Annotated in this window: 11 protein-coding genes; 5 read left to right on the top strand and 6 right to left on the bottom strand. The window is 69.0% G+C overall.

Annotated elements, in window-relative coordinates:
* Positions 1–54: 54 nt before the first annotated feature.
* Positions 55–507: a pyridoxamine 5'-phosphate oxidase family protein gene (locus EDC82_RS01230; protein WP_131940330.1), complete on the bottom strand. Its 453-nt coding sequence runs from the start codon at positions 505–507 to the stop codon at positions 55–57.
* Positions 508–765: 258 nt separating this feature from the next.
* On the opposite strand from EDC82_RS01230, the gene EDC82_RS01225 reads away from it, so the two are divergent.
* On the top strand, positions 766–969 hold the full coding sequence (locus tag EDC82_RS01225; protein WP_006947152.1) for a hypothetical protein: 204 nt from the start codon (positions 766–768) through the stop codon (positions 967–969).
* A gap of 64 nt (positions 970–1,033) precedes the next feature.
* On the opposite strand, the gene EDC82_RS01220 is transcribed toward EDC82_RS01225, so the two are convergent.
* Positions 1,034–2,074, bottom strand: a complete 1,041-nt coding sequence (locus EDC82_RS01220; RefSeq protein ID WP_131940328.1) for an FUSC family protein — start codon at positions 2,072–2,074, stop codon at positions 1,034–1,036.
* Between the two features lie 460 nt (positions 2,075–2,534).
* On the opposite strand from EDC82_RS01220, the gene EDC82_RS01215 reads away from it, so the two are divergent.
* Complete coding sequence (locus tag EDC82_RS01215) at positions 2,535–3,086, top strand: hypothetical protein (RefSeq protein WP_062256229.1); 552 nt, start codon at positions 2,535–2,537, stop codon at positions 3,084–3,086.
* Between the two features lie 288 nt (positions 3,087–3,374).
* Here the strand turns inward: EDC82_RS01215 and EDC82_RS01210 are convergent, their stop codons facing one another.
* Both EDC82_RS01210 and EDC82_RS01205 read right to left on the bottom strand, forming a co-directional pair.
* Positions 3,375–4,763 carry an NAD(P)/FAD-dependent oxidoreductase gene (locus EDC82_RS01210; RefSeq protein ID WP_006947068.1) on the bottom strand — a complete coding sequence of 463 codons (1,389 nt, stop codon included), beginning with the start codon at positions 4,761–4,763 and terminating at the stop codon, positions 3,375–3,377.
* Positions 4,764–4,966: 203 nt separating this feature from the next.
* The gene (locus tag EDC82_RS01205; protein WP_062256231.1) at positions 4,967–5,998 is read right to left on the bottom strand and encodes a PDR/VanB family oxidoreductase; all 1,032 of its coding nucleotides are present in this window, start codon (positions 5,996–5,998) and stop codon (positions 4,967–4,969) included.
* A gap of 283 nt (positions 5,999–6,281) precedes the next feature.
* Here EDC82_RS01205 and EDC82_RS01200 point away from each other — a divergent pair, with 283 nt between their 5' ends.
* Positions 6,282–6,992 (top strand): type 1 glutamine amidotransferase, encoded by a 711-nt coding sequence (locus EDC82_RS01200; RefSeq protein ID WP_131940325.1) that lies wholly within the window; start codon positions 6,282–6,284, stop codon positions 6,990–6,992.
* A 223-nt stretch (positions 6,993–7,215) separates the two neighbouring features.
* On the opposite strand, the gene EDC82_RS01195 is transcribed toward EDC82_RS01200, so the two are convergent.
* On the bottom strand, positions 7,216–8,133 hold the full coding sequence (locus EDC82_RS01195) for a LysR family transcriptional regulator (RefSeq protein ID WP_160126166.1): 918 nt from the start codon (positions 8,131–8,133) through the stop codon (positions 7,216–7,218).
* 160 nt (positions 8,134–8,293) lie between these two features.
* On the opposite strand from EDC82_RS01195, the gene EDC82_RS01190 reads away from it, so the two are divergent.
* On the top strand, positions 8,294–9,913 hold the full coding sequence (locus EDC82_RS01190) for an aminotransferase class V-fold PLP-dependent enzyme (RefSeq protein ID WP_131940321.1): 1,620 nt from the start codon (positions 8,294–8,296) through the stop codon (positions 9,911–9,913).
* A gap of 192 nt (positions 9,914–10,105) precedes the next feature.
* Here the strand turns inward: EDC82_RS01190 and EDC82_RS01185 are convergent, their stop codons facing one another.
* Positions 10,106–11,545: a hypothetical protein gene (locus EDC82_RS01185; protein WP_074045882.1), complete on the bottom strand. Its 1,440-nt coding sequence runs from the start codon at positions 11,543–11,545 to the stop codon at positions 10,106–10,108.
* A gap of 230 nt (positions 11,546–11,775) precedes the next feature.
* Between EDC82_RS01185 and EDC82_RS01180 the strand changes: the two genes are divergently transcribed.
* Positions 11,776–12,267, top strand: coding sequence for a hypothetical protein (locus EDC82_RS01180; RefSeq protein WP_131940319.1), 492 nt, complete (start codon positions 11,776–11,778; stop codon positions 12,265–12,267).
* Positions 12,268–12,363: the final 96 nt, after the last annotated feature.

The following is a 12,363-nucleotide window of genomic DNA, read 5'->3' as shown; positions in this document are numbered from 1 at the left end:
CACAGAACCGTTCGCGGTCGACGCCCGCTGGCCGTGGACGGAAATCGCAGGGGGTCAGGGTTGCATGTGGCGCCAGGGCTTGGAGAGCTGGAAACGTCGGCCGGTGATCTCGTTCACGGTGATGCGGACGATCGTGTGTTTCTCCGTCGGCACCCAGGGGCGCAGCGGCAACTGTTCCGCACGAGCCTTTTCGGCGCCCTCGAGCACCTCAGCGCGTCCTCGGACGATGACGCTCGACGCCTCGCCGTCGCCGAACCGTCCACTGCCGTTGAGGTCGTCGACCTCGAACGCGACGTCGGAGTTCATCGTCACCCCGAGCAGTTTGCTGCCCTCGGCCGTGCGGAAGAAGATCGCTCCCGCGTCGCTGACGTAGTTGATCGGGACGATCTGCGCCTCACCGACGAGCGTGTATGCCAGTCGCCCGAACGCGTGCTGCGCCAGGAACGCCCAGCACTCGTCCTCGGCGAGGGCGTTGATGACGTCGTGGTCGGCCTGGAAGTCGGGCATGGTGGTCTCCTTCGGGCGGGCGTGTCCTCGTGCCGTTCTCGACATCACCAGCTTGCCGCGTCGAAGCCTCCGATGGGGCAAGACGCGTCCGGGCCCTTCGTCCCTGCCCGCTCGCCCCGTTCCCGCACTTCGACGAGCCACGTCCGCTCCTCACTGTCTTCAGCAACGAGCGCTCTCGACGGGAGGGGCGCATGCCTCGCCGCATCAGGGCCGGCGCGACTACCCTGGGAGGAGCGACGGGACGAGGGAGGAAAGCACATGCTGGCCGCAGTGTTGCTCATGATCGTCTCCGGTGTGCTCATGGTCGCGATCGTCGCGTTCCTGCTCATCATCAACACCCGCATCGAACGGCAGCAGCGCGAACGCTACTTCGGCGACATCAGCCACGTCCGCATCCCCGACAACGCCCGAGAACTGTCGAAGCCGGCGAAACGCCCCAAACCGCCCTATCGCCCCTTCTGACGGCGATGCACCTCACCCATCTGCGATCTTCGTCCACATTCGGCTCCGCCCGCCCCAGGCACCGTCAGTGCGCGGGGTCGCGCACGACCAGCAGGACGACGAGGGCGACGCCGCAGCCGATGAGCGTCTCGACCGCGCGGTCGACGAGTAGCGGCCCGACGCGCACCTCGTGCACGATCTGCCCCATCATCAGCGCGAGCGGCGTGATGCACAGCAGCGCGAGCGCGTAGTTGCGGCCCACGAGCAGTTCGGCGCTCACCTGCAGCGCCGCGATGACGAGCACCGCCGCGAAACCCTGGGGGTGCCACGGCAGGATGGCGGCCGCCGCGAGCACGCCGAACAGCGTGCCGACGAACCGTTGACCACCGCGGATCATGCGCGCCCGGTGCGTCGCGCCGGACAATCCCGCGACGGCGGCAACCATCGCCCAATAGGGATGCGAGCCGCCGTACTGCGTCCCGATCAGCTTGCCGACGACGCCCGCCGCGCCCACCGCGATGACGAACCGGGCGAGGTGCACGCGCGTCCCCTCAGCCTGCCACGCCTCACGGATCCTGGCCCGCGGCAACGGAATCCAACGACGTTCCCCCGTCTCGCGCAACAGGCCGACACGTCCGATGAGCACCGAGAACGCAGCCGACGCCGCGGAGACGAAAAAGCCGACGGCGACGTTCGACGCCGCCGCGGGCAGCGTCGCGCAGACGGTGAACGCGAACACGACGAACAACGGCCCCGGCGGGTGCCAGCGGAAGGCGTCCGACAACAACGACGCCGCCGCGGCGACGAGCGCACCGGCGGCGATGAGCCACCACTGGTGATGCGGCAGTAGCCCGACGGCGCATCCGAGCGTCACCGCCATGACGAGGACGCCGGCGATCGTCACCTGCAACGCCGTGCGTTCCGCATGCGGCGCGGCGCGTCCGTAGAGGGACGTGAATGCCCCGAAGGCCGCGAACGCCGACCAGTCGAGGTGCCCGGTCACCGTCAGCAGAGTGAGCGGGACGAAGACCGAAACGCCGGCCCGCGCCGCCACCCGGTGAGCACCCGCGTGCGGGCCGAAGCGGAAGAACTCCTGGAGAAAACTGGGATGGGCAGGCGTCGTCACCACGCCATCCTAGAAGCCGTGCCCGCAGCAGCCGGATGCGCCGCGTTTGGACGCCACAGCCACAACTCCTCACCACCCAGGCAGAGCTCCTGCCACCCCATCACTCCTCATGACGACGACACGGCTCGTCGGGGCGACGAGCGACCGCCTCCAGCCCCCTTCCACCGCGCGACGCTGGGGTCACGACCCCGACACCGCGGTTGGTCATCACCCCTCGAGCCCACGCCGCTCTCAGACTCGACCATCGTGTGAGATGGTTCACGCAGCGCCCGAGCAACCTCATGACACTCTCCAGCCATGACGGGGCGTTCGAGGTCTATTCTTACGCCCCCTCACCCCGCGGGGGCTGTACCCGTCTGCGTCAACCGCCTACTGTGAGCAGCAAGCTGGGCGGCGCCGTCGCCCCCACCATCCGGAGCGACGCTCGCCCGGATCGGCCAGATCTGCACAAGGAGTTGCCATGTTCGCTCTCGCCGTCCTGCTGCTCATCGCCGCAGCAGCCCTCGTCCTGTGGGTCCTCTTCGGGCTCAACGGAGAGAACAACAACGACGTCCACTTCCACGGTTTCGGCATCGACGCCAACCTCACGCCGCTCACCGTGTTCCTCCTCGGCGCCCTGACGCTGCTGCTCGTGTGGGCCGCGACGCGCCTGATCGCCGCCGGCACGAAGCGCAAGTACCGCCAGCACAAGGAGACGAAGGAGCTCAAGAAGGAGCACCAGCTCAGCGAGAAGCAGCGCCTCGAGGCCGAGCGCGAGCGTGAGCGCCTCGCCGCCGAGCGCGACAAGGAGCACGATCTGCGCGAGACCGCCGAGGCCCGCCAGCGCGTCGCGCAGCGCGACGTCGAGCGCTACCCCGAGGACCACCGCACCACCGAGCACATCAGCACGGAGCGTGTCGGCACCGACCGCGCAGCCGAGGGTCGTCGCGCGGGCGAGGGCGACGTCATCGGCAACCGTGTCGACGGTGTCGTCGACGAGCGCGCCACCGACGGGCGCCACTACCGCAACTGATCTCACCGCGACGACGGTCTGCGTCACCGACCGGATCGCGCCGCCCATGACGAAGGCGCCGCACCCCAGCGAGGGTGCGGCGCCTTCATCGTTCTCGACGCTCCTGACGCCGGAACCCATCGCCCCGGCGCCCTCCACGTCAGGCCACTCAGACACGGCCGTTGCGGCCGGGCCCGCCCGTCAGCCTCACCCAGCTGGCGGGGCGCCACCCATCACACACGACAGCGCGCGTGCTCCGCGGGCAGAACCGCAGAACCACGCGCGCTGATGGCGACGTCGGGCGTCAGCTCACTTGGCGGCCTCGACGTGCTTCGGCTCCTTCTTCGGCGCCGGCTTCGAGTTGGCGGCGTCGACGAACGCGTGGCGCGGCGTCTCGAGGTCCATGAGGGCGGTGGCGTCGCGGCCGAACATCATGCCGACGGCCCAGTTGCCGAGGATGCGTGCCTTGCGCTCGAGTGTCGGCATCGCGTACGCGTGGTAGCCGCGGTGCATCATCCACGCCGGCAGGCCGCGCAGGCCGTACTTGCCGACCTGGGCGACGCCCTTGCCGACGCCGAGCCCGGCGACGGAGCCGATCGTCTTGTGCTTGTACTGCTTCATCTCGCCGCCGCCGCGAATCGTCGTCAGGATGTTCGCGGCGAGGACGGGCGCGTGACGCAGCGCGTGCTGGGCGTTCGGCACGCAGAACCCGCCGGGGCCCATGCCCGTGACATCGGGGACGGCGGCGTTGTCGCCGGCACCCCAGGCGCCCTCGACGACGTTGCCCTCGTCGTCACGCACACGCAGGTCGGTGCCGACCATGAGACGGCCGCGGTCGTCGATCGGCAGGTCGGAGTCGACGAGGACGGGATTGGCCTTGACGCCCGCGTTCCACACGATCGTGTCGGCGTCGAACTCCTCGCCAGTCGACAAGACGATGTGCTTGTTCTCGCAGCTCTTGAGCTGCGTGTCGAGGTAGACGTCGACGCCGCGCTCGCGCAGGGAGGCGACGACCCACTTCGCCTGCTCCTCGCTGACCTCCGGCATGACGCGGCTCATGGCCTCGACGAGCACGAAGCGCGGGTCTTCGGGCGACAGACGCGTGTAGTACTTGATGGCGTCCTTCACCATGTCCTGGATCTCGGCGATCGCCTCGATGCCGGCGAACCCGCCGCCGACGAAGACGAACGTCAGCGCACGCTTGCGCTCCTCGGGATCGGTGAGGACGGCGGCCTCGTCGAGGCGCGCGAGGACGTGGTCACGCAGCGTGACGGCTTCCTCGATCGTCTTGAAACCGATGCCCTCCTCGGCGAGGCCGGGGATCGGCAGCGCGCGCGGCACGGAGCCGGCGGCCATGACGATGTGGTCGTACTCGAGCGTGAAGTCGTCACCGAGCTCGGGGTCGACGTTGACCGTGCGGTTCGCGTGGTCGATCGACGTCACCTTGCCGGTGATGATCTCCGCACCCTTGAGGTGACGGCGCAGCGGCACGAGCGCGTGACGCGCCTCGATCGAACCGGCGGCGACCTCCGGCAGGAAGGGCTGGTACGTCATGTAGGGGTTCGGGTCGACGACCGTCACCGAACCTTCGCCGTCCTTGAGGGAGGCGAGCAGCTTCTTGGTGGTGATGAAACCCAGGTACCCGCCGCCGACGACGAGGATGCGCGGACGCACGTTGGTGTTCTGCGTGAAAGCCATGCAACAACTCTAGAACCGCCGAGTACGTTCGGCGAAACGCTGACCAAACGACTGATGTTACCGGACAGTAAGGCGCAGCGGGGGTCTGTGAGCCGCGCGACTTCCCAGAGCCCCTCCTCTTTCTGCGTGCAAGTGCACCCAGGTGCACTTGCACGCAGAAGGAGGGGCCCGCGCGTCAGGTCCTGAGCATCGACAATCGAGCGTCAGAGCTCGAGCGTCAGTTCCTTGCCCTTGCAGCGGCTCACGCAGATCATCATGATGTCGCCCTCCTCACGCTCGTCGTCCTCGAGCACGGAGTCGCGGTGGTCGATCTCGCCGGCGATGACGCCCGTCTCGCAGGTGCCGCAGATGCCTTCGAGGCAGGAGCCGAGGACGCTGACACCGGCCTCGCGCACGACCTCGAAGATCGACCTGTCGGCGGGCACGGTGAGGCGCATGTCGGATTCTTCGAGGATGACGTCGAACTCGGTGTTGCCCGAGTCGTCGATCTCCTTGGGGCTGAAGCGTTCGACGTGCGCGACGAGGTTGGCGCGGCTCCTGCACCCGTCCTCGATCGCCGCGAGCAGACGCTCCGGCCCGCACGAGTAGACGAGCGCGGGGCCCGCAGCGTCGGCGTCGGCGAGGGTGGCAGCGAGGTCGAAGGCACCCTTGTCGGCCTTGGGCCAGAACGTCACCCTGTCGCCGAAGGAGGCGAGTTCGTCGCGGAAGGCCATCGTCGCCCCGCTGCGCCCGAGGTAGTACAGGTGCCAGTTCTTGCCCTGCGCCTGCGCGGCGCGCACCATCGTCAGGATCGGGGTGATGCCGATGCCGCCCGCGACGAAGACGTACGTCGGCGCCTTGCGCAGTTCGAAGTGGTTGCGTGGGCCGTAGCTGACGAGTTCGTCGCCGACCTTCAGCGTTTCGTGGATGTAGGAGGAACCGCCTCGCGATTCGCTCTCGCGCAGGACGGCGACCTGGAAGCGGCTGCGGTCGGCCGGGTCGCCGCACAGCGAGTACTGACGGATGAGTTCGTCGAACGGGTCGTGCTCGGGCAGGTCGCCCTGCTCGGCGTCCTTCAACTCGGCGTCGCTCACGCCGCCGAGGACGAGGTCGAGGTGCGCTCCGGGGGCCCACTCGGGCAGGTCTGCGCCGTCGGCGGCGCGCAGCGTCAGGAGGCGGACGCCGTCGGCGGCGTCGTCGATCCCGTCGACGACGAGAAGCGTCTTCGCCTCGGGCTGAGTCGATTCCGAAACCATGCCTGTCTCCTTCACTGGGCACAGCGCGCCGTCTCGCCCCCCTTGCGTGCACGTGCACCCGGGTGCATCTGCACGCAGGGAGGCGAGGCAGGACGCGATGTTGTTCGGGTGCGAACGAGTTGTCAGTCTACGCATGTTCGTGACGGGCGCGTGACCCAGGCAACATTCCATCGGCGCAAAGTCTTTCGGGGGCGAACGATCTGGCCTAGCGTGGGAGCACGCCGCCCCATCGCCCCCGCCTGACGCCTCGATCGTCGTGCGGGCCGTCCGCCAGGAGTTCGTCATGACCAAGCGTGTCCTCATCGTCCAGCACGACCACTGTTCGCCCCCCGGCGCCGTCGCGGATCGCTTTCGCGAGTGCGGTTACGAGGAGACGCTCTTCCAGGTCGTGCCGGAGAAGGATTTCGAGAACCCGGGCGTCGACGTCGAGTTTCCCGACGTGCGCGAGTTCGACGCGCTCGTCGTCATGGGCTCGTACTGGTCGGCGTGGGACGACGAGATGATCGGCTCATGGTTGGCGCCCGAGATGCAGCTGCTGCGCGACGCGGACACCGCGGGCGTCCCCGTCCTCGGCATCTGCTTCGGCGGGCAGCTTCTGGCGCGCACGCACGGCGGCTCGGTCGGGCGCGCGCCCGAACCGGAGATCGGGTTCGTCGAGGTGAGCAGCGAACGCGAGGACATGGTGCCCGGTGGCAAGTGGTTCGCCTGGCACTACGACCGCTGGCAGGTGCCGCCGGACGCCGTCGAATTCGCGCGCAACGACATGGCGTCGCAGGGTTTCGTGCTGCGCGAGAACCTCGCCGTGCAGTTCCATCCCGAACTCTCCAGCGAGATGCTGACGGGCTGGTGCGACAACGGCGGACGCGAGATGCTCGCCTCCCTCGGGCGCGACGCCGACGCCGAGATCGCTGCCGCGAAGGAATGGGATGACGAAGGCCGCCGCCGCGCCGGCGTCCTCGTCGACGGGTTCCTGGAGCAGGTCGCCGCGAGCTGATGAGCGCTGACCTATTCGAACGCGAGGTTCGGCGCCACATGGCGCCGGCTGACGCCCGAGTTCTCGAAGAGACCGACGTAGGAGACGACCTCGACCCCCTTGTCGGCTGGAGCGCGGAGCATTTCGACAGCCTCGACTGACGCGGGCGTCAACGTTGCCCGGATCCGCATCACGGTCGACGCGTTCTCGGGCGATGTTCACGCCCGATAGGCGGACGCGCCTTTCAGGACGTGAGGTCGTCGCGGTAGAGCCGCGCACAGAAGTCACGCAGCTCGGCGGCGAGGGCGGCGATCTCGTCGACGGCGTGATGCGTCGGCGTCCACGCGGCGTGCAGCGGCATCGTCAGCACCGAACCGTCGGCGTCACTCACGCGGCGCGGGATGAGTCCGAACCGGGTGTCGTTCGTCAGCACCGCGACGCCGCGCCCCGAGGCCGCGAGCGCCTGGGCGGCTTCCGGCGAGTCGACCTCCTGCACGTGCTGTGGCGTGAGGCCCGCCTCGGCGAACGCGCGCGTCAACACCTGGCTGACGGGGTGTCGGCCCGGCAGCATGACGAGCGGGTCGACACGTGCGAGCGCCTCGAGACTCACCGAGCGGTCACGTTCGGCGCCCTCACCGTCGAGCACGCCGCGGGCGCCGACGTACGCCCGCACCGGCAACTCGGCGATCAGCATCGACGCCACCTCCGGCGGCGGAGCGGCCGGTGCGACGACGATGTCCGCGCCCTCCCCGAGCGCCGCGAAGACCTCACTCGTCGAACGGCTGACGACGTTGACCTCCGGCGCCAACGCACCCCGCGCCGGGCCCGCCGCGAGGAACGGTGCGATGACGTCGCTGAGCGTCGTGCTCGGCGCGGCGATCGTCAACGACGTGAGCCTCCCGGACGCGAGAAATGCCGCGGTGCGCTTGAGCGTCGCCTCCCGTTCGAGCAGGCCGCGGGCCAGCACGAGCAGTTCGGCCCCGGCCGCTGTCAGCCGCACCCCACCCTCGGAACGGACGAGCAACTCGACCCCCAGCTCGCGCTCGAGCGCCCGCAACTGCCGCGAAACCGCAGGCTGGCTGACGTGCGACGCCGCGGACCCCGCCGTCACCGATCCGGCGTCGGCGACCGCGACGAAGTAGCGCAGCACTCGCAACTCCACGACGGGCGACCTTCCGATGAGGCCATGCCCAGAAGGCATGGCAGAGAGTGAGAACAGGTATCGAGGAGCCTAGCCCCATCTCGTCTATTTCACGTGGCCCACGTCACAGAATGTGCAGGGCACCACTGCCTGACATCACGCGCGAGCATCGGAGACGACCATGACGATCACCCCGCCTGACGGCGCCACAGCTGCTGCTGGCGTGCCCGGGCTGTCGGCCGACGCGATGCCGCAGCTGACCGAATACCTCGGCGAGGCAACGCGATTCATCACGGAGTGGATGAACGAGTACGGCCCTTCCACCCCGCATCCGGCGCAGACCGTCGACCACGCGCAGTTCAAGGCGGCATTCGACGAACTGACGTCGCGTCTGAGCGTCAACTACCCGTTCTTCCACCCTCGCTACGTCGGCCAGATGTTGAAGCCGCCGCACCCGGCGGCCGTCGTCGGGTATCTCACGACGATGCTCATCAACCCCAACAACCACGACCTCGACGCCGGCGCCGCGACGACGCGCATGGAGGTCGAGGCGGTCGATGAGATTGCGCGCATGTTCGGGTGCACCGCTCGTCGAACTGCGAGTGAGGACACGAGCGAAGCGCGGCCCGGAGCGAGCAGCCGAGACGAGCCAGAGGAATGTGGTGACGGGAACCGACTCTGCCACCTCGGCCACCTGACGACGTCGGGCACCGTCGCGAACCTGGAGGCGCTGTTCGTCGCGCGTGAGACGCATCCGCGCAAGGCGATCGCGCACAGCGCTGACGCGCACTACACGCATGGGCGCATGAGCCACCTGCTCAACGTGCCGTCGGTGTCGATCCCGACCGACAGCCGCGGACGCATGGATCTTGACGCGCTCGAGTGGTTCCTCAAGGGCGGCGGCATCGGCACCGTCGTCATGACGGCCGGGACGACGGGCTTGGGGGCCGTCGATCCGATCGACAAGGCGATTCCGCTGTGCCGCAAGTACGGCGTCCGCGTCCACGTCGACGCCGCGTACGGTGGGTTCTTCCGTCTCCTCGCCGACGACGACTCCCTGCTCGCGCCCGAGGTGGCGGCGGCGTTCCGCGCGATCGACGAGGCCGACTCCGTAGTCATCGACCCGCACAAGCACGGCCTTCAGCCGTACGGCTGCGGCGCGGTGATCTTCAGGGATCCGAACGTCGCGAACTTCTACGACCACACCTCGCCGTACACGTACTTCACGACGGGCGACGACATCCACATGGGCGAGATCTCGCTCGAGTGCTCGCGCTCCGGTGCGTCGGCGGCCGCGTTGTGGATGACGCTGCAGCTGCTGCCGTTGACGCGTGAGGGCATGGGTGAGGTCGTCGCGCCGGGGCGTCGCGCTGCGCTTGCGTGGGCCGAGAAGTTGCGCGCGTCCGACGTGTTCGAGCTGTACCAGGAGCCGGACCTCGACATCGTCAGCTACTTCCCGATCGGCGACTCGCTCACCGACATCGACCGTCGCTCCGGCGCGATCCTCACCGCCGGCATGAATGCCCCGCGCGACGAGTCGCTGTTCGTCGCGACGTATCAGGTGGACGCCGACGACATGGCCGCGCGCGGGCACGTCATCGATGAGCGCAGCGCCGGGTCGGCGCAGGAGGGCGAACCCCTCGTCGGCGCGCGCATTCTGCGCAGCGTGACGATGAAGCCCGAGACCGAACCCGTCATCGACCAGATCCACGCGGCTGCCGAGGCCCTCGCCCGACAGGCCGCCACGGCCGAACGCGACGCTCCCCTGCCCGACGAAGAGGTCGCCGAGCCGGGCATCTGACGCATCGCCGGGCCCGTCACACGCGCGTACGGCCAGGTGAGTCACGAAGTGCACGGTGAGTCATGTGGAAGCGACTCACCCTGCACTTCGTGACTCACCTGCGTCCTGGATAGCCGCCGCGAACACCCGGGCCGACGCCTCGAGACCGTGCGCTCCGAGGTACGCGCCGCCGGGACGAACAGTGCCTTTCTGTCAGCGCACCTGCGGTTGAGCGACGAGGTCGCCATATCCGGTGCCCCACAGGCGGTCAGCCAGTTCATAGGCCGCGAGCGCCCAGGGTGCCAGTCGTTCACCCGGCTCGATGGCGAGGGGAGTGAAACGCACGAGCGCACCCATCGACGCCGGCCCGATCTCGAGCTGCCCCGTCGCCCCGGCCTCGTCGTCGACGACCTGGAGCGCGCCACGCACGTCATCGGTGACGAGCGCGTCGGGCCCCGGGTGACCGCAGACATGAACGGTGGTCGTCTTTGCGGCCTGCACGGCCTCCGTCGCCAGGTAGGCAGAGCCGATTCGCGCCGCGTCGCACGCCTCGACAACGAGGTCTTCGAACTGCGTCATCGCCAGAGGCAGCGTGCCGTGGATGAGCAAGTGCTGGTGCGTGTCGAGCAACGAGAACCGCTCGAGGCCCTTGCCGAGCGTTGAGATGCCGCCGCTGTGACGCGGATTGAGCTCATGGGGGATGAAACCCTCAGCGGTGAGGATGCCGTCGATGCCGAAGGAGCCGCGGTAGTGATGGCGCCGCGCGAGCACTTCGCCGACAGCGCGGGCGGTGGCGCGCATCTGATCGCGATCAGCCGGCGCCGGATCCCACCACGAAGAGATGCCCGCCTGACGAAAGCGATCGCTGCCGTGGGGCTGCAGCATCACGAGTTCCACCGGCCGGAGGACGGCGACGCCGTCGTCAGCGACCTGACCGTGGATGGAGCAGGGCACACCTTCGAGGTAGGGCATGAGACGCAGCCGCTCGGCATGGGGCGCGAGCGCTTCGTATGCGGCCGCGCCGTCGTCCGTGACGTGCCGCACCAGCACCGCGCCACCGTTGAGACCCTCGCTCGCGTCGGCCGACCAGACCGTTCCGACACCGCGATCGAGACGCGCGGCGGCCCCTCGCACCTCGTCGAGGCGTGCTGGGACGACCTCTTCGGGCGCATGCGGGACGCCTGCCGCCTCCCACAGCTCGCGGCTGAGCGTCTTGTCTTCCAACCGCTCCTGCGTCTCGCTGCGCGCGCCGTAGGTGCGTCGCTCGTAGAACGAATCAGCGCCGAGAGCGAGCGCGACGATGACGACAGCCCTCGCCTCGGGGTCGAACGCGTCGAGCACCGCGCCCACCCCGTCGTCCGACTCCCGCAGAAGGTGCTGCCAGGCGCGTACCTCATCGACCACGTCACGCACCGGGCTCATCGCCAAGCGGTGAACCGTGATCCGATCTGGCTCGGGCAGCGGGCCGGTGCCGTCGCCCCACGTGATCACGAGGATGCGCGCGGCACCGTTCTCGCGGGCCTGCACGACGTGACGGGTCGCGCTTGCCAGGACGGGGGCGAGGATGACGACCGGGCGCCCCTCGATGTCGTCACGCCGGCGCGCCGCGAGGTGCTTGCTCAGGCGCTGCAGAGGGTCTGGGCTGGTGTCCATACCCGATCGTAGGGCGGTTCGTGGCCACCGTTCGACCGATTTCCTCACGCGGCGCCATGGCCTGAGGCCGCGCAGCGCACCCCGCGATGGCACCCCGGCGCGGGACACCCGCGCTGCGTGCCGGCACCACGGCAAGACGCCGTATGCGAGCGGGTCGAAGATTCGGGCGGAGGGTGAATCACCCCGCGCCGGGTCATGTCGTTCTATCGCACGCCCCGTAGGCTGGGGGCATGGCTATGAACACGGCGTTCGCCGTCCTTCCCGGCATGACGATCGACGAGCTTCCCAGCGGCATCCTCGACGCGACGACCGACTACGTCACGGGTGAGGAAGCCATCTCGAACGCCCTGCCGGCCGGTTACGTCGGCGCCTTCACGGCGCGCACGAACGACGAGCGCGACGCCGTCGTCCTCGTCGGCTACGAGCTGATGCTGCAGCCCGACCTCATCCCGGACATCGCCGACGAAGCCGTCACCGCCGTCTTCGCGGGCGGCTCGAAGACGTGGCTGCTCATCATCGACGCCGGCGAGTCGAGCCGCATGCTGTCGCTCGACGACGCGCAGATCACCGCCGAGGACGGCGAGCCCGTCGAGGGAGAGCCGACGTCCGTCATTGACGGTGATCCCGAGAAGACGCTCAAGAAGGCAGTCGGCGACCTCACAGGCGTCAGCCTCGACGCCGTCATCGCCGACAAGGGCCTGCTCGTCATCGTCGAGGACTGACGCTTTGGGCGGCCGCGCGAACCGACCGACCACGTCGACTTCGCGTTCGCCGCTGCCCACGCAGCGAGGCGGGTAACTCACGGGTAGGCGCGAAGT

It is taken from the genome of Dermacoccus sp. SAI-028 (assembly GCF_004346775.1).
Taxonomy (GTDB): Bacteria; Actinomycetota; Actinomycetes; order Actinomycetales; family Dermatophilaceae; genus Dermacoccus; species Dermacoccus nishinomiyaensis.
This window is presented reverse-complemented; position numbering and strand designations above follow the sequence as displayed.

Excerpts from the sequence above, each read along its gene's own strand:
- EDC82_RS01230 (WP_131940330.1), bottom strand. The coding sequence starts at position 507 with ATGCCCGACTTCCAGGCCGACCACGACGTCATCAACGCCCTCGCCGAG.
- EDC82_RS01225 (WP_006947152.1), top strand. The coding sequence starts at position 766 with ATGCTGGCCGCAGTGTTGCTCATGATCGTCTCCGGTGTGCTCATGGTC.
- EDC82_RS01215 (WP_062256229.1), top strand. The coding sequence starts at position 2,535 with ATGTTCGCTCTCGCCGTCCTGCTGCTCATCGCCGCAGCAGCCCTCGTC.
- EDC82_RS01210 (WP_006947068.1), bottom strand. The coding sequence starts at position 4,763 with ATGGCTTTCACGCAGAACACCAACGTGCGTCCGCGCATCCTCGTCGTC.
- EDC82_RS01205 (WP_062256231.1), bottom strand. The coding sequence starts at position 5,998 with ATGGTTTCGGAATCGACTCAGCCCGAGGCGAAGACGCTTCTCGTCGTC.
- EDC82_RS01200 (WP_131940325.1), top strand. The coding sequence starts at position 6,282 with ATGACCAAGCGTGTCCTCATCGTCCAGCACGACCACTGTTCGCCCCCC.
- EDC82_RS01190 (WP_131940321.1), top strand. The coding sequence starts at position 8,294 with ATGACGATCACCCCGCCTGACGGCGCCACAGCTGCTGCTGGCGTGCCC.
- EDC82_RS01185 (WP_074045882.1), bottom strand. The coding sequence starts at position 11,545 with ATGGACACCAGCCCAGACCCTCTGCAGCGCCTGAGCAAGCACCTCGCG.
- EDC82_RS01180 (WP_131940319.1), top strand. The coding sequence starts at position 11,776 with ATGGCTATGAACACGGCGTTCGCCGTCCTTCCCGGCATGACGATCGAC.